The organism is Halorussus salilacus, assembly GCF_024138125.1.
GTDB lineage: Archaea > Halobacteriota > Halobacteria > Halobacteriales > Haladaptataceae > Halorussus > Halorussus salilacus.
Genome location: NZ_CP099993.1, coordinates 2,834,355 through 2,856,554 on the forward strand (window position 1 = coordinate 2,834,355; position 22,200 = coordinate 2,856,554).

The window sequence follows — 22,200 nt, forward strand, 5'->3', positions numbered from 1 at the left end:
AGCGGGAGCTGTCGGGTTCTACACCTCGATTTCGAGGTCCTTCCGGTCGAGTTCTTCGGCGACCTCCTTAACGGCCTCGTCCAGCCCCCGGACCGTCTCGGTCTGCTCGGTCGTCGCGTCGGCGATCTCGCCGGTGCGCTCGGCCACCGTCTCGGTTCGGTCGGCGAAGTCGGCCACCTCCGACTCCAGCGACGCCATGCGCCCCGCGTGGTCGTCGACCGCGTCGGCCACCGCGGTCAGTTCGCCCGCGACCTCCCGGACGTTCCGGCTGATGGCTGTCTGGGTGGTTTCGAGGTCCCGGGTCTCGTCGACCGCCGCGTCGAGGTCCTCGTCGAGCGACCGGACGTTCTCGACCGTGCTCCCGATGGTCTCTCGGACGGCCTCGACCTGCTCGCCGACCCGCTCGGCCTCCGACCGGGAGCGCTCGGCGAGCTCTTTGACCTCGTCGGCGACGACCTCGAATCCCCCCGCGTCGGCGGTCGAGTCGGCGACCCGCGCGGCCTCGATGTTGGCGTTGAGCGCGAGCAGGTTGGTCTGCTCGGCGATGTCGGCGATGGTGTCGGTGACGCTCGTGATCTCGTCGGCCCGGTCTTCGAGGTCGGCGGCGTTCTCCCGGACCGTCTCGGCGGCCTCGACCGCGCGGTCGAGCGTCTCGACGACGTTCGCCACCGCCTCCTCGCTGCGTTCGGTGTCCCCGCGGATGGCGTCGCCGCGCTCGTCGATCTGGCGGGCGCGGTCGGCCACGGCGTCGCTCTCGTCGCTGACGGTCGCCAGTTCGTCGTGGATGTCGGCGAGTCGGTCGGACTGCTCGACCGTCGTCTCCCGGATGGCTTCGCTGTGGTCTGCGGTCTCCGTGAGCGACGACCGGAGTTGCTCGGTCGCGGTCGCGACCTCGTCGGTGATTCGCGAGTGGAGCGCGCCGAGGTCGCGGTTGCGCTCGACGATGTCGGTCACGACCGTGTTGACCTGGAGCGCGCCGACGGTGTGCCCGTCGGGCGCGGTCAGGGGGAAGCCCGCGCCCTCGACCGCCCAGAGGTCGCCCTCGGGCGTCCGGCCGGTCCGGACCCGGTCCTCGACGATGGTCTCGCCGAGTCGGGCGACCTTCTCCGAGAGCACCTCGTCTTCGCCCTCGGTCCCGACCACGTCGTAGGCCTGCTCGCCCACCGCCTCGCTGGCGGGTATCCGGACGAGGTCGGCCAGCCCCTCGTTCCAGTGGGCGACGACCCCTTGCTCGTCGACCACGCCCACCGGGTGAGGGAACGCCTCGACCACCTCCCGGAAGAGGTGCCGGTAGAAGTCCCGCTGGCGGCGGAGCTGTGCGGTGGTCGGCTCCCGGTCGTCGTCGGTCGCGAACTCCTCGGGGACGAGGCGGTCGGTCGCCATCGCCCGCCCGTCGTCCCCACCGAGTCCCGTGGCACTACTTGACATATCCGTCTCTCGGCGGAGTAGTCTTATAGAAATTGTGGTGAGCTATCTCGTGGCGTCTCCACGTCGACCCGAGTGGCCGGTCTCGGACCGAGTGGCCGGTCTCGCAGCGAGTGACTCTGTGCCGACCGCCCGGTGGCGATTCGACGGCGTCGAATCGCCACCGACAGCGACGAGGGGCAACGCTCCGAGCGCGACGCGACCCGGAACGCTCGTCGGACAGCGCACCGGACGTTTTATGCGACCGATGCGACACGTACCGGTATGGACACCGACCTCACTCGCCGCGCGCTCGTCGCCGCCATCGTCGGCGGCGGCGCAGTCGGCGGGTCGCTCTCGCCGGTCCGGGGGTATCTCGACCGGTTCGCGCCGTTCACTGGGTCGGCGTGGGCGAGCGCGACCGACGGCCCCGACCGCCGGGTCGAGAGCCCGTACGGCGAGGCCACGGTCCGGTACGACGAGTACGGGGTTCCTCACGTCGAGGCCAACGACGAACGAGCCCTCTACTTCGCTGTCGGCTACGCGCAGGCCGCAGACCGCCTGTTCCAGATGGACCTCCAGCGCCGGGTCATGCGCGGCCAACTCTCGGAGGTGGTCGGCGAGTCGACGCTCGACTCCGACGAGTTCCACGTCCGGATGGACTTCGCGGGCGGCGCGGCGGCCAACCTCGAACTGCTTTCAGGAACCGAGACGGGGCGAGCGGTCGAGGCGTTCGCCGAGGGCGTGAACGCCTGCATGGACCGCGAGGAACTCCCGCTGGAGTTCGGCCTGCTGGAGTACGAACCCGCGCGGTGGACCCCCGCCGACACGATGCTGATGGAGTCTCAGATCGCGTGGGGCCTCACCGGGAACTTCGGAACGCTCGAACGCGAACTGGTCGCTCGGCGGCTCGGCGAGGACGCCGCCGCCGAACTCTACCCCTTCCGACTCGACCACGACGCGCCGATACTCCGCGACGGAGCGAGCGACGGAGACGGCGGTGAATCGACCGAGAGCCGACCCGTCTCCCCCTCGGGTGAGTTCGACGACCCCGCCCTGCTCGACTGGCTCCGAGCGTTCGAGAGCCCGCCCGGAATCGGCTCGAACAGCTGGGTCGTCTCGGGCGAGCACACCGACAGCGGCGCGCCCGTGGTCGCCAACGACCCCCACCTCACGCTGTCGGCCCCGCCGGTCTGGTACGAGATGAACCTCCGGACCGCCGACGCGAGCGTCCGCGGGGTGACCTTCCCGGGCGTGCCGTTCGTCGTCATCGGCGAGAACCACGCCGGGGCGTGGGGATTCACCAACGCGGGGGCCGACGTCGTCGACTTCTACACCTACGAGACCGACGAGTCGGGCGAGCGCTACCGCTACCGGGGCGAGTGGCGCGAGTTCGACACCGAGGAGCGGACCATCCGAGTCGCCGACCGCGACGACCGGACGGTGACCGTCCGGAAGACGGTCCACGGCCCCGTCCTCGAACGCGAGGGCCAGCGGATGGCCGTGGCGTGGACCGGACACACCGCGACCGAGACCTCCCGGGCGGTCCACGAGTACGCAGAGAGCGACGGTATCGAGGACTTCCTCGACGCGACCGAGCGGATGGACCTGCCCACCCAGAACGTCGTCTACGCCGACCGCGAGGGCAACACCCTCTACTACGTCACGGGAAAGATTCCGCGCCGGACGATAGACGGCGAGGAGGTCCGAGGGACTCGGGTGTTCGATGGCTCGGCGGGGGAGGCCGAGTGGGAGGGCTTCGAACCCTTCGGCGTCTCGTCGTGGGAGGGGTTCGTCCCCTTCGAGGAGAAGCCCCACGCGATACATCCCGACTACGTCGGCACCGCGAACCAGCGCATCGCCGACGACCCCGACCACTACATCGGCGAGCGCTACGGCGCGCCCTACCGGGGACAGCGCCTCTACGAACTCCTCGACGAGCGCGTCGAGTCGGGCGAGCCGGTGACCCCCGAGTTCTCGAAGCGCCTCCAGCGCGACGCCTACGACAAGCGCGCCGAGCAGTTGGTCCCCGACCTCGTCTCGGCGGTCGAAGACGCAGACGAGGACGACGACCTCCGAGAGGCCGCCGAGAGCCTCCGCGACTGGGACTATCGGATGGCCCGCGAGTCGCGGGCCGCGCTCGTCTTCTCGCGGTGGGTCGACCGGTTCCGCGAGGCGACCTTCGGCGACGACTTCGAGGAAGCCGACCTCGACGAGAGCTACTACCCGAGCGACTGGGTGCTCGCCACCCTTCCGGCCGACAGCCGGTGGTTCGGAGACGACTCCCGGGCCGAGGCGATGGTCGGCGCGCTCCGGGCCGCTCTCGACGGAATCGAGGACGACGCCACCTACGGCGACCACAACACCACCGAGTCCATCACTCACCCGTTCGACCAGTCGTTCCTCAACTACCCCGCGTACCCGACCGACGGTTCTCCCCACACGCTGAACAACTACCGCAGGGAGTCGGCGGTCGGGAGCAGTTGGCGGATGGTCTGCCCGATGACCGAGCGCGCCGACTCCGCCTGCGTCCTCCCCGGCGGCAACTCCGGCGACTACTTCTCGGACCACTACGACGACCAGCTCCGGATGTGGGCAGACGGCGAGTACCGGCAGATGCCCCGCGAAATCGAGGACGAGAGCGAGGTCGCTATCCGGTTCGACCCGGGGGAGGGGGACCGATGACCCCCTTCGGGTCGGCGCTCGACGAAATCCGCGCGAACCGCCGCCCGCGGTGGCTCGCGCTGGCGGCCGCCGTCGCCGTCGGTCTCGCCGCGGCGCAGGTCCACTGGTACGGCTTCCTCGTCGGCGGCGCGCTGGTCGGTCTCGTCTCGAAGACGACTGCGCGCGCGCTGCTCGCCGGAATCGCGTTCGGCCTGCTGGCGGTTGCGGTGTTCTCGGGGTTGCTGGCGTCGAACGGCGCGCTCTGGAGGGCCGCCGCGATGGGAGAGGCGTTCTATCTCGGCGTGGCGATTCCGGTGGTCGGGGCTGGCCTCGGGTCGCTAGTGAGAGGTGTCGTCTGAGCGCTATGACGTAATCGCTGGCCGTTCGTCGATTTCCGATTTTCGTCGCTTCTGCTCGGTTTGTCGGCGACGAAAACATACTCCGGGACCGAAACTGCGAGCGAGGATAGAAGACACCGAAAGCGCTAGCTATCACTTGAGCCACGGAGACCGCAACCGCACGGCAACCGCGGGCCACACACCTCCCCAGCCGACTGCGCTTCTCGCTCCTTCCAGTCGCTGCGATGCTCATCCCTCGCGCGAATTGGGCGCGACCCCGCGGTCACACTCGCTTCGCTCGCGTGAGCGAGGGGTCGCGCCAGCGCGCGCCGGAGTGGAAATATCGACCTGCGATAGTTCTCCGGGTCCACGAAGCGAACCTTCAAGTACGAAGCCGGGACCAACCCGGGCCGTGACCTGAATCGGGCCGGAACGCGTTCGCGGTCGCGCGGCGCGCGGCGTTCCGGACGGAGCCAGCGCGCCGCCAGTTAGCCCGACACACCGCCCCTCGAACGCTTCGCGTCCCCCCGCCAACGCTTCGCGTCCCCCCGCCAACGCTTCGCGTCCCCCCGCCAACGCTTCACGATTCGAGTTCGACCCGCGGGTAGAACAGCGCGTAGCCGACGTCTCGGAGGAAGTTGGCGACCACCCCGACCAGCGCCGGGAGCAGGACGACGCCGAGCATGAGCGGCAGGTCGTGGCCGCCCGTCATCACGTTCACCGTCAGTCCGCCGAGCCCCGGCACGCTGGCGATGACCTCGACGACGTAGACCGCGAGTAGCACCATCCCGAAGAGGTCGGTGAAGAACACCGACGCGAGCGGCACCACCGCGTTCCTGAGCATGTGGCGGCCGACCCGCCAGACGCTCGACCCCTTGCCTCTGGCGGTCTTGACGAACTCCGCCGACGCGTACTCGCCGAGTTCGGCCCCCGCGTACCGGAGCTGAATCCCGAACAGGTACAGCCCCATCACGGTGGCGGGGAAGACCGCGGCCTGCAGGTTCCCGGGCGCTAACGGCCCGGCCGTCGCGGTGTAGGCTATCTCGTCGTTGGTCGCGACGAAGTAGGCCGGAAGCACCCACCACTTCACCGCGTACGCGAACAGGAACACCGGTACGCTCACCGCGACGTACGAGAGGCCGTCGGTGAGTCTGTCGAGTCGCGTGTCCTCGGCGGCCCCCGTGTAGAGCCGGATGCCGGTGGCCCCGATCACGGCGAACGCCAGCGCCGGGAGGAAGTACACCAGCGTGAACGCGACGTGGTCGGCCAACAGCGTTGTCACGGCCGCCTCCCTGGTGTACGACCACCCCAGATCGAGTTTCGCGAGCCCGACCAGCCAGTCGACGTACCGCTCCGACACGGGGACGTTCTGGTTCGTGGCGGCGAGGTACGCGTCGACCGCCTCCGAGGGGTCCTCGCCGCTCATCGACGCCGACTGCACGATGCGCGTCTCAGCCGGGTCGGTCGTGAAGACCACGACCGCGAACGCCGTCGTGAGCACCGCCCAGACCGTGAGGACCATCCCCGCCAACCGACGGAGGACGAACGAGCGCCGACTCACGGCCTCGACCTCCGCGGGACGCGTTCGGTGCGAGCAACCGGACTCCGTGGCGGAGAACCGCCGCGCCCCACCGGGGGTGACTGGGTAGATCTCATCGAGGGCTCTGACCGTAGTGTCTTCGATAAAAAGTATAAATCTTTACGTTTCCTCGGCGAGTTCCCCGGAACGATTGACGAGAATGAGTTCCGACCCGCCGACAGGAGACGAATCCTTCGAAGCCGTCGACTGGGAACTGATCGATGGGGACGCACACCCGGTCTCTTGGAACGTCCGGGCGTTCGTCGTCGGAGCGGGACTGCTCGCGGTCGGATACGCCCACCAGCGATTCGCCGCCGCACCGCTCCCGTTGGACTGGACGCTCTCGCACCTCGACTGGCTGACCGCCCTCTCGTTGCTCGCGGTCGGCGCGTTCGTCGTCGTACCCCTCGCGAGAAACCTCCGGACGACACTGCGGTACTGGGGCCGGTTCCGGGCGAACCGACTCGGCGTCGCGAGCCTCCTCTACGCGGTCGCGTTCTTCGCGGTCGGGCTGATCGGCCCGTTGCTCGTCTCCGAGCCCAAACTCGACGTCCTCTACGGCTATCAACCCCCGGTCGGGACCGCGGTCGACCTCAAGTTCGTCCCGTCGTGTCTGGGAAGGGTGGCCGACGGCCGGTGTCACGGAACGTGGCGGTACCCGCTGGGAACGACCTACAGCGGCAAGGACCTCGTGCCCTTCGTCGTCTTCGGCGCGCGGACGACCCTGCAGGTCGTTCTCGTGTCCTCGGCGCTACTGGTGCCGACCGGCGTCGCGGTCGGCCTCGCGGCCGCCTACGCGAGCGACCGGGTGGACGCCGTCCTCATGCGGTCGGCCGAGAGCCTCCAGACCATCCCAGCCATCCTCATCTACCTCGTGCTCCGTCCGTGGGTCGGCGACTACCGGCTCCTGCTGATGGTCGGGGTCTTCGGACTGGCGAACTGGGGCGGCCTCGCCAAGCTCGTCCGTAGCGAGGCGCTCAAGCACCGCGAGGAGTCGTACGTCCGGGCCGCCGAGAGCGCAGGTGCCGACCGCCGGACCGTCGTCCGCCGCCACCTGTTGCCGAACATCTCGGGGTCGGTGCTCGCCAACGCGACGCTACAGATACCGATGTTGGTCCTCACAGAGGCGGCCCTGTCGTTTCTGGGCTTGGGAGCGCCCACGGTCCACTCCTGGGGACAGACCATCGCCCTCGGAATCCGGGACCTTGGAACGCATCCCGCGTGGTGGGTCACGCTCTTTCCGGCGGTACTGTTGACACTGACGGTGCTGGCGTTCAACGCGCTGGGGGACGCGCTGGAATCGACCCTCGATCCGCGCCGATGAGCGACCCGTCGGGGTCGGAATCGGGGTCGAAATCGGGGTCGGGACCACCCGGTTCGGGACTCTGCTCCGGTCGGAGCGCCGTCAGTCGTCGGCGGTCACGGTCGACTTCCCGACCGCTATCTCGCCCGCGTCGAGTTCCTGCTCGATTTCCCGCGCGGCGCGCACGAGGTTCGCCATCTTCTCGTAGGCCACCTCGCGGGGCAGGAGCTTCAGCCCGCAGTCGGGGCTGACGGTCAACTGCTCGGGCGGGACGACCTCCAATCCCTTCTGGATGTTCTCTTTGATCTCCGCCACCGATTCGACCTCGGCGACGTGGGCGTCGACCACACCGAGCGCGAGGTCCTTGGTGAACTCGGGCTCTTCGAACACGTCCAACTGGTCGTAGTCGCCGTTCGCGAGTTCGAGGTCGAACTCGTCGACGGGGAACTCCAGTATCTCGGGGTAGATTCGCGAGTAATCGCCGTAGCAGACGTGGAGGCCGATACGAACGTCCTCCGGAATCCCGTCTGCGATCCGCTCCAGACACTCGCCGACGATTGCGTGGTCGTCGGGCGTGGTCGCGAGCGCGGGCTCGTCGATCTGGACGTACCGGGCACCCGCTTCGACCAGCTTCTCGACCTCGGTGTTGACGAGGTCGGCGAGGTCGTGGGCCAGCGCCTCGGTATCCTCGTAGGCCTCGTTGAAGCTCCAGTTCGCGAGGGTGTACGGCCCCGTGATGGGAACCTTGACCGGCCGGTCGGAGACGCTCGCGGTGAACTCGTACTCATCGACCAGCCACGTCTCGTCGTACTCCACGTCGGAGACGACCGAGGGCTTGTCGAAGGTGTTGTGGCCCCACACCTTCACCGGGCCGTTGAACTCGTAGCCGTCGATGCGGTGGGCGAAGTACTCGACCATCTCGTTGCGACGCATCTCGCCGTCGACGACCGCGTCGAGTCCGGCGCGCTCGTGTTCGCCGGTGATGAGCCGCGAGGCGTCGTCCTTGGCCTCCTGCCACGCCGCCTCGTCGAAGTCCGCGTCGGGGTCTTCGTAGAGGTCGCGCGAGCGGTCGACCCACTTGGGCTTGGGGTACGAGCCAACGACGGTCGTCAGCAGGAAGTGGTCGTTCGGGTGGTCCTCGGGTCGGAACTGGTCTCGGTTGTCGCTCATGCTTTCACCTCCGCGATGTCGGTCGCCTCGCCCAGCGCGGCGAGCTTCTCCTCGAACGTCGAGTACGGCAGGTAGAACAGCTCGGTGTTCGGCGTGAGATAGACGGTCTCGAAGTCGGTCGCCGGGGTGTTGTCCGCCAGCCAGTCGGCGCGCTCGGCGATTTGCTCGGCGTCCTCGACCAGCGTGTTCTGGCCGTCCACGACGCCCGCCGCGATGGAGTCCTTGGTGCCGTACTCGTTGATGTTGTAGAGGTTGTCCTCGGGGTTCGAGACGAAGTCGTAGCCCACCGCGTCGAAGTCGGCGTCGAGCAGGTGGGCGTGGACCTTCTCGTCCAGCGCGCCCCAGTAGGTGTGGACGACCACGTCCGCGCCCTCGGGGGCGGCCCCGGCGACCGTATCGATTGCCTGGCTCGCGCGCTCGTCCTCGCCGTCGCCCGGCGGGTTCTCCACGAGCGAGGGTTCGAGCACGAACAGCGTCTCGACCTCGGGGAACGCCTCGACCTCTCCGGCGAGGAAGTCGGCGACCGCCGCGAGGAAGTCGGCGTCGTCGCCGTAGTGTTCGTCGGTCGCGAGGTCGGCGAGCGAGTACGGTCCCGGCACGACCGCCTGCAGGGAATCGGAGTCTGTCAGCGCCGCGGCCGCCTCCAGCTCGGCCGCGATGTCGCCGTCGAAGGTGAGGTCGCCCGTGACCACGGGGTCCCGGTAGAAGTTGTTGTTGTCGTAGTATCGGACGATGCCGCGGGTCTCGACCGAGTCGTGGACCGCGAGCGGGTGGGCGAGCATGTCGTCCCACCGGAGTTGCCCCTCGACCGCGCGGTCGAGCCCGGCCGACTGCTGGCGCTCGATCACCTCCTCGCGGGCCCGCTCGTAGACCGCGACCACGTCTTCGCCCTCGTCGCCGTCGATGAGGTCGTGCTTCTGGTGGCCCTTCAGGTCGGCGAGGTCGTCTTTCGCCCAGTCCGGAAGCGGATACACCCCGGGTGTCGTAGCGACGCGCTCTGTCATGTACATCGGGCTACGGAATGCCGACGCTTAATATTTTCTACTCGGGAAATTACCGATGTTCATAGATGCATGTTAGCACGTCCCGCTATCTGGCGATTCGCGATTTCGGGAGAGAGGGCGTCGACGGCGTTATCGAACCAACTTCAGCACGGTCAGCGTCTCGAACGGGAACGACTCGTCGCGGAGTGCGACGGCCGAGAAGCCCTCCGCGGCCGCGAGTTCGACCACCTCGTCGACGCCGGTGAGACTGCTCACCAGCAGGTAGACCGCGCCGTCGGGCGCGAGCGCGCGCCCGACGGCCGCGAGGAACGGTTCGACCACCGCGCGGCCGTCCTCACCGCCCGACAACGCGACCTCCATCCAGTCGTCGCGCTCGGCGTCGGGGTCGGTCGGCAGGTACGGCGCGTTGAACAGGACGGCGTCGAACGCGTCGTCGCGGAACGGGTCGAGCAGGTCGGCCCGGACGGCCTCGACGCCGCGCTCGCGGGCCTGCGCGCAGGCGTGAGGATTGATGTCCGACCCGACGACCCGGAGACCGGTCTCGTCGGCGACACGCTCGGCGACGTAGCCCGACCCGGTGCCGACCTCCAGCGCGAGGTCGGCGGCCGAACCCCGCAAATCCGTCGTCGCGGCCTCCGCGAGCAGGCGCGAGTCCTCTGCTGGCTGGTACACCTCGGTCTCGACGCCCCGGCGGTCGGCGAGGTCGGTCACTCCTCGCCCACCCCGTCGTCGCTCGGTTCCGGGCGGTCGGACTGGTCGGCACCCCCGTCCGGGGTGGCCTCGACCGCGGTCGTCTCCTCGCCAGCCAGACGGAACCCGCCCGACTCCTCGCGGCCCGTGAGTTCGCGCTGGGGGTACGGAATCTTGACGCCCTCGCGGTCGAACGTCTCCTTGACCGCCTTGATGACCGCGGTCCGGGCCCGCCACTGCCTGCGTGAACTCGGCTTGTCGATCCAGAAGCGCAGGCCGAGCACGACCGCGGAGTCGCCGAACCGCTGGACGACGACCTGCGGGGTCGGCACCGACAGTATCTCGTCGAGGCCCTTCATCGCGTCCTTGGCGAGGTCGGCGGCCCGCTCGACGTCGCTCGCGTAGTCGACGCCGACCTCGACTTCGATGCGGAGCCGCCCCTTCCGGCTCTTGTTGATTATCTTCTCGCCGCTCACGATGTCGTTCGGAATCATCACGTACTCGCCGTCGAACGTCTGGATTCGGGTGTTGACGATGGAGATGTCGGTCACGATGCCCTCCTCGTCGTTTATTTTGACCCAGTCGCCGATCTCGAACGGCCGGGAGAACATCAACACGAACCCCGCCAGAAGCGAGCCCAGCGTCTGGCGCGCGGCCATGCCGACGATGATGCCGAGGAACCCCGCCCCGACCAGCAGGCCGCTAAGGTCGATTTTCCACACCGTTCCAATGATGATGGCCCCGGCGGTGACGTACACCGTCAGCTGGAGCACCCGGAACGCGATCTCGCTCTGGTGCTCGGTGATGGTGTCGTGGCTGTCGGTGAAGCGGTCGACCGCGCGCTTGATGAACCCGGAGGTGACGTACGCCGCGGCCGCGACGACCAGCGCGAGTATGGCTCGTGCCCCCGTATCGGCGACGCCGCTGATCTGTTCCAGCGCGTGGGCGGCGTCGTCGCCGACCCCCCAGAGCACGAGCAGGGAGACCACCGCGGCGAACCCGACGACCGCGATGGACACGCTCAGCACCGCGTCGGCCACGCGGCTGTGGAACCGACCGCGGAGCTTCGGGCGGAGGAATCGGACCGACGCGACGGCGGCCGCCACGGCGAGGAGGATGAACGCGCTCACTCCGAGTCGGAGCTGGGTGGTGTCGTACTGCTGGAGCTGGTCGACAAGTGCCAGCAGGTCGGCGACCAGCGCGCTCACGGGGTCTCACCCCGGTCGGACTCGCCTCGGTCGGCCCCGTTCCGCCCGTACTCGTCGGCGACCGCCGCCAGCGCGGCGAACGTCGCGGGCGGAATCTTGCCCGCGCGTCTGCTCGTCACGTCCGGGTCGAGGTCGGTCTCGCCCGCCTCGATGGCCTCGACGACGCCAGCGGCGTCGTCGAGGCCCGAGATGTGGGCGGTGTTTCGGATGGCGTTCCGGAGGGTCTTGCGCCGCTGGGTGAACACCGCCTTCACGAAGCGGAGGAAGAACGCCTCGTCGTCGACCTCGTAGTCGGGCTCGCGGGGGGTCGTCCGGACGACCGCGCTCCGGACCTCTGGCGGCGGCGAGAACGCCTCCCTCGGGACGGGTTCGACCACTTCCACGTCGGCGTAGTGCTGGGCGCTGACCGACAGGCGGCCGTAGTCGTCGGTCGCGACCTCGGCGGCCATCCGCTCTCCGAACTCCGTCTGGAACATCAACACGAGGGGCTTGCCGCGGGGGAGCAGGCGGAACGCGATTTCGCTGGAGATGCCGTACGGGAGGTTCGAGACGGACGCCGAGAAGTCGGGGAGGGCGACTTCGAGGGCGTCGCCCTCGACGACGGTCAGCCGCCCCGCGGATATCTCGTCGGCGAACTCCTCACGGAGGAAGGCCGCGAGCTTCGGGTCGCGCTCGACCGCGGTCACCTCGTCGGCGACCGCGAGCAGGCGGTCGGTCAGCGCGCCGGTGCCCGGACCGATTTCGAGGACGTGCGAGAGGTCGGCGTCCGTCTCTCTGGCGTACTCGGGAAGCCGGTCGAGCACCCGGTCGTCGACGAGGAAGTGCTGGTCGCGGTCGGGGTTGCCCCGGACGCCCGCTCGGCGGAGCAGGGCGTCTGGGTCCCGGAAGTCGGCGTCGGGTGGAGAGCGCGCGTCGGTCATCTTGTCACGGGGATAGCGACCGGAACCGGGTAAAGCCACCGAGTCTTTGCCCGAACGTGTTCGGGTTCCGGGTTGTTCTGAGTCTCCGACCCAGTCCACCTCGGCGCGAACGCTGGCGCGGCATGAAGCCGCGCCAGCGTTCGCGCGAGGTCTTCGGGAGCGTCGCGAGCGAAGGCTCGTCAGAGTTCGCTCTGACGGCGGATGCGGACCGCAGACTGCGAGTGAAACGAGCAGTCGAGGACCGCAGTCGATTGGGGAGGCGTGTGGCCTGCGGTCGCGCTACGGTGCTGTGGCGGTCGGTCGGACCGAAAGGGCCCGCCCGGTCGCGTTTACGTGGTCGCCTCAGCGACCTCTATCGCGGGCCGGTTCGTTGCGGTGAGGCTCGCGATATGTCGCTGAGCGACCGCGACCGGGGCGGGGGCTTTCTGACTGTTCACGGTTCCGTTCTTTTCGGTTCGTGGTGACCAGCCAAGGACTGTCGAGGGTGAAATCACGTCACCAGCCATCCCCAATAAGACGGTCTCCAGGAGTGACGAAATAGGCCGATTACTGCTCCTCGCGCCGCACGAACGTCCGGTACTTCAGGTCGTCCTCGCGGAGCTCCTCCAGAATCCGCTCGACCAGCACCTCCTTGGGGTTGTGCAGGCCCGACACCCGCTCTTCGAGGTCCTCGAAGCTCTCGAAGGGCTTTCGCTTTCGCTCTTCGAGGATGTTGTTGCGCAGTTTCTTGCCGATGCCCGGCAGGAGATTCAGCTGGTGGAGCCGCAGCGTGATGGGCTGAGCGTCGTTGTAGAAGTCGACGAACCGCCGTTGGTCTTCCTCGACGATGGCCCGGATGGCGTGTTCGAGCTCCGGCTGGGCGCTACTGGAGAGGTCCCCGTAGTCGAGTTCGCGCACGCTGGCGACGACGTCGCTGCGCCGGTCGGCGTCGAAGCGGTCGGTGATGGTGAGGCTCACGTCCTCTTCGAGCGTGACCTCGAACAGCCGGAACTCCTCGACGCCCAGCGCGTAGGCGATAGCTGGCTTCTGGTACTGTGGCCGGTCGTCGTCGGCGCGACCGTTCGGGAGGTAGTCCAGCACCACCGCTGGCACCCGCTCGCCGTTCTCGTTGTGTTCGCTCATTGTCATCGAATACGCTCACGAAATACTTAAAGAGTCGGTGACAGTCGGTCGCTCAGTCGTACTTCGCGACGACGTTGAGGATGTCGTCGAGTTCGTCGCCCGAGAGCGTGTAGCGCTCCTGGGCGTAGATGGCGCGGAGTTCGTCGCGGTCCTTGGGAAGGAGGTCGGCTATCTTGTACGCCGTCGGCTCGTCGACCTTCTCGACCTCGAGCAGTTCCTCGACGAGTTCGCGCGACTCCTCGGCGTCGAGGAGCGCGAATCGGTTGACGTGCTCGATGGCGCGGGCGAGTTCGTAGCGCATCTCGCGGTCCTCGTCGAGCGCGCGCTCGTCCTCGATGTCGGCGAGCAGTTCCTTGGCCTCCGAGGTGGTCAGGTACTCCTCGTCGAGCTTCTCCTTGAAGATCGTCATGCTATTCCTGCGCCTTCAGGTGCGCGGGGATGGCGATGAGGGTCTTGTCCTTGCCGCCGTCGTTGACCGAGACCTTGTAGGCTCGTCCCTGCGTGCCCTCGACCTCGCCGGTCTGACCGTTGAAGCGCGGGTGGAACCGGCCCTTCTCGACGCTCGGGTCGATCTTGAGGTGGACCTTCTGACCGACCTCGAACTCCTGGACCGCGCGCTGGGGCGGGGAGGTGCCGCTCTCGCGGGGACTGTTCTTGAGTTTGTTGCGGGTGCTGTGGTAGGGTCCGTTCGAACTCGGCATAGTCGTACGACCCTCTTGTCCTGTCGTCGTTATAAATGCCGCGTTCCACGCTTCTCGGTGACGCGGACGCGCCTGCGCTCCAAGCCCAGTCTCGGCCCGCGTTGCCGACTCACGGCGGGTGCGACGCGGCGGGACCGGCGTAATCAGCCATCAGGCCCTTTCCGGAGCGGACCCTGAATCTGGACATGGTAGACGTACTCGGTCACCTCGGGATGGCGCTCATCTGGCTCGCACCGGCGTGGTACTTCATCGACCACCGGAAGACCGCCGCCGCGTTCGTCGCCGCGGGGTTCTGGTTCGGGATGTTACCGGACGTGGACCTCTACCTCTCGAACTGGGTCGCGGGCATCCACCACCACGGTGTCGTCCACACGGTGCTGGCGGTCACCGCGATGGCCGCGGTCGTCGGGCCGATGTTCGGGTGGGTCCTCAAGACGGTCGGCCACGACTCCGAGTGGTTCTCCGAGCGCGCCGAGTCGAAGGCGTACGTCCTCGGCTTCATCGCGGTCTGGGTATCGGGCCTCGCGCACCTCTTCGCCGACATGCTGTCGGCACCGGACGTCTCGACCCAGATAGAGCCGTTCTGGCCGGTGTTCCACGGTGGACTGTTCCACGTCGACGTGCTCTGGTACCAGTCGTTTTGGGCAACGTGGGCGCTGTTCGGTCTCGGCATCGCGCTCAACGTCGCGGCGTGGTACTGGAAGGACGGCAGTGCGGACTCGCGCGGAGCGATCATGTCCTCGAACTGACCCCCGCCCCGCCCCGCCCCGCCCGCCCCGCCCCGCCCCGCCCCGCCCGCCCCGCCCCGCCCCGCCCGCCCCGCCCCGCCCGCCCCGCCCGCCCCGCCCCGCCCCGCCCCGCCCCGATTCGCGTTTCACACTACTTCTGTCGCGCGATTCCGGTCGGTCCGTTCCGGCCGTTCGCGCCGAAAGGACAAGAGTAACCTGTCGGCCCTGCGTTGGTCGGGACATGACCGACCGCGATGAGTTCCGATTCGAGACGCGCTCCATCCACGCCGGACAGGAGCCCGACGAGGAGACGGGCGCGCTGATGACCCCCATCCACGCCAACTCGACCTACGTGCAGGACGCCCCGGGCGACCACCGCGGCTACGAGTACTCCCGGACGGGCAACCCCACGCGCACCGACCTCGAAGCCAACGTCGCCAGCCTCGAAAACGGCGAGTACGGCCGCGCGTTCTCCAGCGGGATGGGCGCGATAAACACCGTCCTCAATCTGCTCGAAGCGGGCGACCACGTCGTCGCCAGCGAGGACGTGTACGGCGGCACCCACCGCATCTTCACGCAGGTCTACGAGAAGTACGACCTCGAATTCGACTTCGTGGACATGACCGACCCCGACGAGACCGAGGCCGCCATGCGCGAGGAGACCGAACTCGTGTGGGTCGAGACCCCCACGAACCCCCTGCTCAACGTCGTGGACATCTCCGCGACCGCCGACATCGCGGCGGAGTACGACGCCCTGAGCGTGGTGGACAACACCTTCGCCACGCCGTACCTCCAGCGCCCCCTCGACCTCGGCGCTGACGCCGTCTGTCACTCCTTGACGAAGTACATGGGCGGCCACTCCGACGTGGTCGGCGGCGCGCTCGTGACCAACGACGAGGACCTCGACGAGGAGTTCGGCTTCTACCAGAACAGCGTCGGCGCGACGCCCGGCCCCCACGAGTGCTTCCTCGTCCTCCGGGGGACCAAGACGCTCCCGGTGCGGATGGACCGCCACTGCGACAATGCTCGGGAACTCGCCGACTGGCTGGAGGGCCACGAGGCCGTCGACCGCGTCTACTACCCCGGCCTCGAATCCCATCCGGACCACGACCTCGCCGCGGAACAGATGGACGACTTCGGCGGGATGGTGAGCTTCGAGCTAGACGCCTCGCTGGAGGAAGCGGCGGACGCGGTGTCCGAGACGGAGGTCTTCACCCTCGCGGAGAGTCTGGGCGGCGTCGAGAGCCTCATCGAACAGCCCGCGACGATGACCCACGCTGCGATTCCGCGCGAGGAGCGCCACGCCGCGGGACTCACCGACGGCCTGATTCGGGCCAGTGTGGGGATAGAGAACGTCGAGGACCTGAAGGCCGACTTGGCGCGGGCGTTCGACGCGGCGCTGGACTGAACGATTCTGCAGTTCTGGCGATTTTCCCGCGGTCTCGGTAGTTCGGAGTCGGTGACGAGAACGCGACGCTAGCTATCGCCGTCACCTATGAAACCGCACCGCGACCGCAGGCCACACCCTCCCCAACCGACTGCGTTTCTCGGTCCGGCGCTCGCTCCGGTCGCGCCGTCCCTGTGATACTCGTCCCTCGCGCGAACGATGGCGCGGCATGAAGCCGCGCCAGCGCGCGCCGAGTCGGAAACCCCGGCTTCTCTCCGTTCAGACGCCCGACCCGGTCGGCGCGTCGGGGAGGTCGTAGCGCTCGATTTCGATACCCAGCTCCCTCAGCGCCCCCTCGATGTGGCGCTCCTCGGCGAACTCCGCGCCGTCCTCTTCGCGGATGCGCTGGGCGGTCGCCAGCACCTCTCCCCGGCGGTCGTCGGGAATCGCCCACTTGTCGGTCGAGAGCTCGATGACGAGTCCGTTGTGGTCCTGCGTGTACAGCGAGTGGAAGATTCCCCGGTCGAACTCGTTGTAGCCGCGCCACTCCTCCGCTAGAGCCTCGCGGATCTCGACGAACTCCTCGGGGTCGATGCTGAAGCAGAGGTGGTGGACCCCGCCGACGCCGGTGCGCTGGGGCCCCCGATGGGACTGGCGGTCGTCGCTCACGAAGAACGTGAGGATGCGGCCGTCGCCGGTGTCGAAAAAGAGATGGGTCGAGTCGGGGTCGTCGAGGTTCGGCTGACGGAGGATGAGGGGCATCCCGAGGATGTCGCGGTAGAACGCGATGGTCTCCTCGGCGTTGCTCCCGACCAGCGTGATGTGGTCGGTGCCCGTGGTTCGGATGGGGCTGTCGGGAAGTTCGGACGTGACCTCGAAGTCGTCGGCGGGACGGAACCGTTCGGACATGCCAGGGGGTAGTCGGTCGAGGGCAATAGGTCTCAGGTAACCCTCACGTCACCGGCTGTGTGATTGGTGTGTCGGCAGAATTTCATCCGGATGGTCGGCGACGGTGACGTTCGGACGGGTCCCTTCGACGCTAGCTATCGCCGTCACCTGTGAGAACCGCACCGCGACCGCACCACGTCCTCCCCAACCGACTGCGTTTCTCGGTCCGGCGCTCCCTCCGGTCGCACCGTCCCTACGATACTCGTCCACCCGCGGACAAACCACGTCCGCCGAGCCTTCGTTCGCTTCGCTCACGAAGACCTCGCGCGGTTGTCGGCCCACGAGGGGCCGACAGCGCGCGCCGGGGTGAAAGGACGAGGGTTCGAATTTCCACAACCGAACGGCGCGCGCTGGCGCGACCCGGCGGTTTTGGGTCGCGCCAAGGCGTGCGAGGGATGACCGAGCGACCGGAGGGAGCGACGGAATCGGCTGGGGAGGCGTGTGGCCTGCGGTCGCGGTGCTGTGCGGTCTCATAGGTACCGGGAGTAGCTAGCCGCGATGCTGGTGAGCCGTGAACGCGAACAGCACGAACGAACTAGAATCTACACTCAACACGAAAACCGCGAACCGCGAATCGAACCGAAAAAGCCGAATTAAATCCGACCGACGTTCTCGACTTCGACGCTCTCGACGCCCTCGACGTTCGAGAAGCCCTCCTCGACCGCCTCGGTCCCGCCCGTGTCGTCGGGGACGATGACGGTCGGCAGGAGCGCGACCAGCCCGAACGCGACGTCGTCGCGCTCGAAGCCGTTGATCTTCGCGCCCTCGGGGAGCGACTCTTCGAGTCGGTCCTGGAGGTCGTCGAGGTCGATTTCGGGGCTCTGCGGCATGACCTTGATCTTGGCTGCTACCTTCCCCATGGTTACGGTCCCATAAATCCGCAGTCGGGGCACTCGTAGAGGTTGCTCTGCTTGCGGCACTTCGCACAGCGGTAGATCTGCTGGCCGCAGTCCGGGCACTTGAACGACGCCGCGTTCGTGCCGGAGATGTTGATCCCGCACGAGACGCACCGTCGCGCCTGTTTCTGTTGGGACTGGCTCATACCCTCCCATTCCCGCGCACGACTTTTAACCGCTTCGAAAGCGCGACCGACCGCGGAGTCGGCCGATTCGCAGTCGCGGGCTCGGTTCACCCGCGACCGCCCGCGAGGCGACCCGCCGCGGGAAGCCCCCGCAGCCGGAGCATGGCGAGCGTGCCGAGGACGGGGCCGACCGCGAGCGGCGCGAACGCCCACCGCCAGCCGACCGCGTCGGCCACCATCGGAAGCAACTGAATCGAGACGGTGGTCAGCAGGAAGCCGACCGCGGTCTGGAGCGTGAGCGCGGTACCGACGTACGACTCCTCGGCCAACTCCGAGACCGCGGCCGAGAACTGCGCGGAGTCGGCGACGATGGCGAATCCCCAGATCAGTACGAAGGGGACGAGCAGGGCGAGCGACGACCCGAAGACGACGCCCGCGGCGAGGCACGCGACCCCGCTGACGCCCATGCTGAGTCCCGTTATCGTGGTCCGGCCGAGTCGGTCGGCCGCCGACCCCGCGACCGCCGCTCCGAGTCCGCCGACCGCGATGGTTCCGAATGCGAGCAGGGACGCCAGTTCGCCGCCGACGCCGCCGTTTCCGCTCTCGGCGAGGCTCGCCGCGAGGTACGCCGGAATCCACGTCCAGACCGCGTACAGCTCCCACATGTGGCCGAAGTAGCCGCCGTTTGCCAGCATCGTGGCGCGGTCTCGGACGATGCGGCCGATGGCTCCGGGGTCGAAGGGAGCGGTCGGTGCCTGATGCGGGCCGGGTTCGACCAGCAACGCCAGCAGGCCGCCGACGGCGGCGAGTCCTCCTGCGCCGTACAGCACGACACGCGGCTGGCCGACCCCGCCGACCGCCCGGAGCAGGTGGGGGAGCGCCGACCCGACGGTGAGCGCCCCGACCAGCACGCCGATGGCGAACCCGCGGCCCTCCTCGAACCACCCCGCCAGTATCTTCATCCCGGTCGGGTACACGCCCGCCAGCGCCATCCCCGTCAGAAATCGGAGCGCGATGGCCGGGGTCGCGGCGTTCACGACACCGGCGATGAGAACGGTGAAGCCCGCGCCAGCGAGGGCCGACCCGGCGAACAGGTAGCGGGGCCGGACCACGTCGGCGATGGTGAGCGCCGACGAGAGGAACGCGCCCGCGACGAACCCCAACTGGACCGCGATGGTGAGCCACGCCGTCTCGGACGCGGTCAGCCCCCACTCGGCCGACAGCTCGGGTGCCGCCGCGGTGGCGCTGAACCACAGCGACATCGCCAGCAGTTCGGCCAGCGCGACCACGAAGAGGACGCGTCGCCGCCGCGAAACCGAGGCTCGGTTGCTCATCGATTCGTCTGCCCGAGTCGTTCGCAGAGGCCCGTGATAAATACCTGTGAAGGAGTAGGACGGACGCCCGCCCGGACGACCCGCCGATTTGGCGCGGGGCCGGGCGTCGCTCGCACCTCGAATCTCGTCCGTTCGGCGAGAATCGCGCGACTGTCCCACCGCAGTCGCGCGATTCTCGGTTTCTGTCGCCCGCAACGTCCCCGAAACACGAAACGTGATTCTTAAGGGGCGAACGAGCGACGTTTCGGGTATGAGTGAAGAACAAGAGGCCGAAGTAGCCGACGACGCAGAGAACGAGGAAGTGGACGCGGAGGCCGATGAGACCCAGGAGGAGGCCACCGACGGGCTTCAGGACGGGGACTTCGTCCGCCTGGACTACACCGCGCGCACCGTCGAGGACGGCGACGTCGTCGACACCACCGACCCCGAGGTCGCCGAGGAGGAGGGCCTCGAAGACGAGGGCCGCGACTTCGAGCCGCGCGTCATCGTGCTCGGCGCGGGTCACATCTTCGAGAGCGTCGAGGACGACATCGTCGGTCAGGAGGTCGGCCACTCCGGTAGCACGACCATCCCCGCCGAGGAAGCCTTCGGCGAGTACGACTCCGACGAGGTCAAGACCGTCAGCGCCGACAAGATTCCCGAAGACGAGCGCTACCCCGGCGCGCACGTCAACGTCGACGGCCAGCACGGCCACGTCGAGACCATCATCGGCGGCCGCGCCCGCGTCGACTTCAATCACCCGCTCGCTGGCGAGGACATCGAGTACGACTACGAGATCGTCGGCGAGGTCGACGACCGCGTCGAGCAGGCCCAGGGCCTCATCTCGATGTACATCGACGCCGACCTCGACATGTGGATCGAGACCGACGAAGTCGAGGAGGAGACGGTCGTCGAACCCGAGGAAGACGACGAGGACGCCGAGCCCGAGACCGAAGTCGAGACCGTCGAGAAGGAGACGCTGTACATCGAGAGCACGCCCCAGCTCGCGATGAACCAGCAGTGGATGTTCCAGAAACAGCAGATCGCCCAGAACGTGATGGACGAACTCGACCTCGACCGCGTCATCATCCAAGAGACCATCGAGGGCGGCGGCATGCCCGGCATGGGCGGGATGATGGGCGGCGGCATGGGCGGCGCAGACATCGAGGAGGCGCTCGAAGACGCCGACGTCGACGAAGACGAAATCCTCGACGAACTCGAAGGCGAAGAGACCGAGGAGTAAGTCGCTTCTCTCCGTTTTTTCTCCGGTCGCGAGCGACGCGGTCGAGTCGCGTCGCTCGCCGAGCGACCCGGCGAATCACGCGATGTCGCGGCTCGTGTCGATGCGGACCGACTCGGCGAGTTCGAGCTTGATGGTCTCGGGGAGCGCCCGGCCGCCCCGGAACTTCGGCACCGCGAGCCGCGTCTCGACGGTGTCGCCCGAGTACTCGGTGTGCAACTGGAACACCACGTCGGCGACGTGTTCGGTCAGGTCGCGGGTGTCGGGCACCGACCGGCCGTCGAGGCAGTGGAGGACCGCGACGCTGCCGGTGTTGTGGAGGTGGTTCTGGAGGTCGTTGAGGAAGTTGCGGTAGCGACTCTCCTCGCGGCGCTCCAGCAGGTCGACCGGGTCGATGATGAGGTTCGAGTCCTCGGGGAGCCGCCGGAAGAGCCGCTGGGAGTGGTCGAGCGGCGCGTCGCCGGGGACCCGGCGCACGTCGGGCGACCCGGTCCGGCCGGGCGCGCGATTCAGCGCCTCGGTCACGGCGGCCTCGTCGCGGTCGGTCGAGAGGTAGAGCGTCTGGCGCGCCGACGTGAACTCGTAGAGCAGTAGCTCCGCCTGACTCGCCGGGGGTGCCGACAGCGCGACGATGCTGCCCTTCGGTAGCCCGCCGTCGAGTTTCCGGTCTAACACCTCGATTCCCGTCGAGAGTCGCCGTGCCACGTAGTTGCACGCGTGTACGCGCCGGTCATAAGTATTTGGGCTGTAGGGCTGACACGAGGCGGTCGTGGGCGGCCCGGACCCGGTCGTCGGCGAGCGGGGCCGACCCCACCTCCGGGACGACTCCGAGGACCGGACAGTCCAGCAGGTCGGCGATTCCCTCGGGCGGGTTCGGTTCGGCCCCGTCGCACTCGGGACCCACCGCCCGGGAGACGACCGCGCCCGCGACCGGCGTTCCGAGTTCGCGCGCCATCGCGGCGGTCTTGGCGGCGTCGCGCAGGCAGGCGGGTTCGGCGGTGGTCGCCACGACCGCGGCGTCGGCCACACGGAGGGGCGCGACCGCGTCGGGTCCGGCCCCGGCGGGCGAGTCAAGCAGGACGGCATCGGCGGCGTCGGCGGCGCGCAGGCCCGCGAGCGCGAGGCCCTCGGTTCCCTCCGCCGGACCGCCCCGCGTGGGACCGCTCGCCGCCGGGAGGACGCGAACGCCCGACGACACCCCGGACGCCGACGGGCGTCCGGCGACCGCCCTCGCGGGCCACCCCGCCGCGACCGCGTCGAGGCCCGGTCGGCGCGAGACCCCCGCCATCGCGTGGAGGTTCGGCATCTCGCGGTCGGCGTCGGCCGCGAGGACCGACCTGCGCTGGCGGGCGAGCGCGCTCGCGACTCCGAGGGTCGTGGTCGTCTTCCCGCACCCGCCCTTGCCTCCGGCGATGGCTAACATGGCGGGCCGAATTTGGCCCGGCTTCGGGTTTGAACCT

The 22,200-nt window shown here is 68.4% G+C and carries 22 protein-coding genes; 6 read left to right on the top strand and 16 right to left on the bottom strand.

The annotated features are described in order from the left end of the window. Positions 1–18: 18 nt before the first annotated feature. Positions 19–1,428 (bottom strand): methyl-accepting chemotaxis protein, encoded by a 1,410-nt coding sequence (locus NGM10_RS14630; protein WP_253479977.1) that lies wholly within the window; start codon positions 1,426–1,428, stop codon positions 19–21. A gap of 261 nt (positions 1,429–1,689) precedes the next feature. Between NGM10_RS14630 and NGM10_RS14635 the strand changes: the two genes are divergently transcribed. Both NGM10_RS14635 and NGM10_RS14640 read left to right on the top strand, forming a co-directional pair. Then, positions 1,690–4,089 (top strand): penicillin acylase family protein, encoded by a 2,400-nt coding sequence (locus NGM10_RS14635; protein ID WP_253479979.1) that lies wholly within the window; start codon positions 1,690–1,692, stop codon positions 4,087–4,089. Continuing rightward, complete coding sequence (locus NGM10_RS14640) at positions 4,086–4,427, top strand: hypothetical protein (RefSeq protein WP_253479981.1); 342 nt, start codon at positions 4,086–4,088, stop codon at positions 4,425–4,427. Before NGM10_RS14635 ends, NGM10_RS14640 begins: the two co-directional genes overlap by 4 nt. 559 nt (positions 4,428–4,986) lie before the next feature. Here the strand turns inward: NGM10_RS14640 and NGM10_RS14645 are convergent. Further along, on the bottom strand, positions 4,987–5,967 hold the full coding sequence (locus NGM10_RS14645) for an ABC transporter permease (protein WP_253479983.1): 981 nt from the start codon (positions 5,965–5,967) through the stop codon (positions 4,987–4,989). Positions 5,968–6,145: 178 nt separating this feature from the next. On the opposite strand from NGM10_RS14645, the gene NGM10_RS14650 reads away from it, so the two are divergent. Then, the gene (locus NGM10_RS14650; RefSeq protein WP_253479985.1) at positions 6,146–7,309 is read left to right on the top strand and encodes an ABC transporter permease; all 1,164 of its coding nucleotides are present in this window, start codon (positions 6,146–6,148) and stop codon (positions 7,307–7,309) included. Between the two features lie 81 nt (positions 7,310–7,390). Here the strand turns inward: NGM10_RS14650 and NGM10_RS14655 are convergent, their stop codons facing one another. The 8 genes from NGM10_RS14655 to NGM10_RS14690 form a co-directional block, all read right to left on the bottom strand. Continuing rightward, a complete protein-coding gene (locus NGM10_RS14655; RefSeq protein ID WP_253479988.1) occupies positions 7,391–8,458 on the bottom strand; it encodes a methionine synthase in 1,068 nt (355 codons plus the stop codon). Further along, positions 8,455–9,462 (bottom strand): 5-methyltetrahydropteroyltriglutamate--homocysteine methyltransferase, encoded by a 1,008-nt coding sequence (locus NGM10_RS14660; RefSeq protein WP_253479989.1) that lies wholly within the window; start codon positions 9,460–9,462, stop codon positions 8,455–8,457. Before NGM10_RS14660 ends, NGM10_RS14655 begins: the two co-directional genes overlap by 4 nt. 129 nt (positions 9,463–9,591) lie before the next feature. Next, positions 9,592–10,173, bottom strand: coding sequence for a HemK2/MTQ2 family protein methyltransferase (locus NGM10_RS14665; protein ID WP_253479991.1), 582 nt, complete (start codon positions 10,171–10,173; stop codon positions 9,592–9,594). After that, entirely contained in the window at positions 10,170–11,360 is a 1,191-nt protein-coding gene (locus tag NGM10_RS14670) for a mechanosensitive ion channel family protein (RefSeq protein WP_253479993.1), read from the bottom strand. The genes NGM10_RS14665 and NGM10_RS14670 overlap by 4 nt, the downstream gene beginning before the upstream one ends. After that, positions 11,357–12,280, bottom strand: a complete 924-nt coding sequence (locus NGM10_RS14675; protein WP_253479995.1) for a 16S ribosomal RNA methyltransferase A — start codon at positions 12,278–12,280, stop codon at positions 11,357–11,359. Before NGM10_RS14675 ends, NGM10_RS14670 begins: the two co-directional genes overlap by 4 nt. A 546-nt stretch (positions 12,281–12,826) precedes the next feature. Continuing rightward, positions 12,827–13,402, bottom strand: a complete 576-nt coding sequence (locus tag NGM10_RS14680; RefSeq protein WP_253479996.1) for a DUF655 domain-containing protein — start codon at positions 13,400–13,402, stop codon at positions 12,827–12,829. A gap of 52 nt (positions 13,403–13,454) precedes the next feature. Next, positions 13,455–13,811 (bottom strand): RNA polymerase Rpb4 family protein, encoded by a 357-nt coding sequence (locus tag NGM10_RS14685; RefSeq protein WP_253479998.1) that lies wholly within the window; start codon positions 13,809–13,811, stop codon positions 13,455–13,457. Position 13,812: 1 nt separating this feature from the next. Continuing rightward, the gene (locus tag NGM10_RS14690) at positions 13,813–14,103 is read right to left on the bottom strand and encodes a 50S ribosomal protein L21e (RefSeq protein ID WP_253480000.1); all 291 of its coding nucleotides are present in this window, start codon (positions 14,101–14,103) and stop codon (positions 13,813–13,815) included. A 185-nt stretch (positions 14,104–14,288) separates the two neighbouring features. Between NGM10_RS14690 and NGM10_RS14695 the strand changes: the two genes are divergently transcribed. Beyond that, the gene (locus NGM10_RS14695; RefSeq protein WP_253480002.1) at positions 14,289–14,852 is read left to right on the top strand and encodes a metal-dependent hydrolase; all 564 of its coding nucleotides are present in this window, start codon (positions 14,289–14,291) and stop codon (positions 14,850–14,852) included. Positions 14,853–15,072: 220 nt separating this feature from the next. Continuing rightward, on the top strand, positions 15,073–16,239 hold the full coding sequence (locus NGM10_RS14700) for a cystathionine gamma-synthase (RefSeq protein WP_253480004.1): 1,167 nt from the start codon (positions 15,073–15,075) through the stop codon (positions 16,237–16,239). Positions 16,240–16,497: 258 nt separating this feature from the next. Here NGM10_RS14700 and NGM10_RS14705 read toward each other — a convergent pair whose 3' ends face one another. The 4 genes from NGM10_RS14705 to NGM10_RS14720 form a co-directional block, all read right to left on the bottom strand. Further along, positions 16,498–17,127: a VOC family protein gene (locus tag NGM10_RS14705; protein WP_253480007.1), complete on the bottom strand. Its 630-nt coding sequence runs from the start codon at positions 17,125–17,127 to the stop codon at positions 16,498–16,500. Positions 17,128–17,759: 632 nt separating this feature from the next. Beyond that, entirely contained in the window at positions 17,760–18,026 is a 267-nt protein-coding gene (locus tag NGM10_RS14710) for an elongation factor 1-beta (RefSeq protein WP_253480010.1), read from the bottom strand. A gap of 2 nt (positions 18,027–18,028) precedes the next feature. Next, positions 18,029–18,208 carry an HVO_2753 family zinc finger protein gene (locus tag NGM10_RS14715; RefSeq protein ID WP_253480013.1) on the bottom strand — a complete coding sequence of 60 codons (180 nt, stop codon included), beginning with the start codon at positions 18,206–18,208 and terminating at the stop codon, positions 18,029–18,031. Positions 18,209–18,294: 86 nt separating this feature from the next. After that, a complete protein-coding gene (locus tag NGM10_RS14720) occupies positions 18,295–19,521 on the bottom strand; it encodes an MFS transporter (protein ID WP_253480015.1) in 1,227 nt (408 codons plus the stop codon). A gap of 250 nt (positions 19,522–19,771) precedes the next feature. Between NGM10_RS14720 and NGM10_RS14725 the strand changes: the two genes are divergently transcribed. Continuing rightward, a complete protein-coding gene (locus NGM10_RS14725; protein ID WP_253480018.1) occupies positions 19,772–20,743 on the top strand; it encodes an FKBP-type peptidyl-prolyl cis-trans isomerase in 972 nt (323 codons plus the stop codon). Between the two features lie 75 nt (positions 20,744–20,818). On the opposite strand, the gene NGM10_RS14730 is transcribed toward NGM10_RS14725, so the two are convergent. Together NGM10_RS14730 and NGM10_RS14735 are read right to left on the bottom strand one after the other, a co-directional pair. Beyond that, positions 20,819–21,445 (bottom strand): RAD55 family ATPase, encoded by a 627-nt coding sequence (locus NGM10_RS14730; RefSeq protein WP_253480021.1) that lies wholly within the window; start codon positions 21,443–21,445, stop codon positions 20,819–20,821. A 25-nt stretch (positions 21,446–21,470) separates the two neighbouring features. Then, positions 21,471–22,163: a MinD/ParA family ATP-binding protein gene (locus tag NGM10_RS14735; protein ID WP_253480024.1), complete on the bottom strand. Its 693-nt coding sequence runs from the start codon at positions 22,161–22,163 to the stop codon at positions 21,471–21,473. Positions 22,164–22,200 lie beyond the last annotated feature (37 nt).

What these genes read in the sequence shown, in the direction of transcription:
- NGM10_RS14630 (WP_253479977.1), bottom strand. Translation starts at nt 1,428, where the DNA reads ATGTCAAGTAGTGCCACGGGACTCGGTGGGGACGACGGGCGGGCGATG.
- NGM10_RS14635 (WP_253479979.1), top strand. Translation starts at nt 1,690, where the DNA reads ATGGACACCGACCTCACTCGCCGCGCGCTCGTCGCCGCCATCGTCGGC.
- NGM10_RS14640 (WP_253479981.1), top strand. Translation starts at nt 4,086, where the DNA reads ATGACCCCCTTCGGGTCGGCGCTCGACGAAATCCGCGCGAACCGCCGC.
- NGM10_RS14650 (WP_253479985.1), top strand. Translation starts at nt 6,146, where the DNA reads ATGAGTTCCGACCCGCCGACAGGAGACGAATCCTTCGAAGCCGTCGAC.
- NGM10_RS14655 (WP_253479988.1), bottom strand. Translation starts at nt 8,458, where the DNA reads ATGAGCGACAACCGAGACCAGTTCCGACCCGAGGACCACCCGAACGAC.
- NGM10_RS14660 (WP_253479989.1), bottom strand. Translation starts at nt 9,462, where the DNA reads ATGACAGAGCGCGTCGCTACGACACCCGGGGTGTATCCGCTTCCGGAC.
- NGM10_RS14675 (WP_253479995.1), bottom strand. Translation starts at nt 12,280, where the DNA reads ATGACCGACGCGCGCTCTCCACCCGACGCCGACTTCCGGGACCCAGAC.
- NGM10_RS14680 (WP_253479996.1), bottom strand. Translation starts at nt 13,402, where the DNA reads ATGAGCGAACACAACGAGAACGGCGAGCGGGTGCCAGCGGTGGTGCTG.
- NGM10_RS14685 (WP_253479998.1), bottom strand. Translation starts at nt 13,811, where the DNA reads ATGACGATCTTCAAGGAGAAGCTCGACGAGGAGTACCTGACCACCTCG.
- NGM10_RS14690 (WP_253480000.1), bottom strand. Translation starts at nt 14,103, where the DNA reads ATGCCGAGTTCGAACGGACCCTACCACAGCACCCGCAACAAACTCAAG.
- NGM10_RS14695 (WP_253480002.1), top strand. Translation starts at nt 14,289, where the DNA reads ATGGTAGACGTACTCGGTCACCTCGGGATGGCGCTCATCTGGCTCGCA.
- NGM10_RS14700 (WP_253480004.1), top strand. Translation starts at nt 15,073, where the DNA reads ATGACCGACCGCGATGAGTTCCGATTCGAGACGCGCTCCATCCACGCC.
- NGM10_RS14705 (WP_253480007.1), bottom strand. Translation starts at nt 17,127, where the DNA reads ATGTCCGAACGGTTCCGTCCCGCCGACGACTTCGAGGTCACGTCCGAA.
- NGM10_RS14710 (WP_253480010.1), bottom strand. Translation starts at nt 18,026, where the DNA reads ATGGGGAAGGTAGCAGCCAAGATCAAGGTCATGCCGCAGAGCCCCGAA.
- NGM10_RS14715 (WP_253480013.1), bottom strand. Translation starts at nt 18,208, where the DNA reads ATGAGCCAGTCCCAACAGAAACAGGCGCGACGGTGCGTCTCGTGCGGG.
- NGM10_RS14720 (WP_253480015.1), bottom strand. Translation starts at nt 19,521, where the DNA reads ATGAGCAACCGAGCCTCGGTTTCGCGGCGGCGACGCGTCCTCTTCGTG.
- NGM10_RS14725 (WP_253480018.1), top strand. Translation starts at nt 19,772, where the DNA reads ATGAGTGAAGAACAAGAGGCCGAAGTAGCCGACGACGCAGAGAACGAG.
- NGM10_RS14735 (WP_253480024.1), bottom strand. Translation starts at nt 22,163, where the DNA reads ATGTTAGCCATCGCCGGAGGCAAGGGCGGGTGCGGGAAGACGACCACG.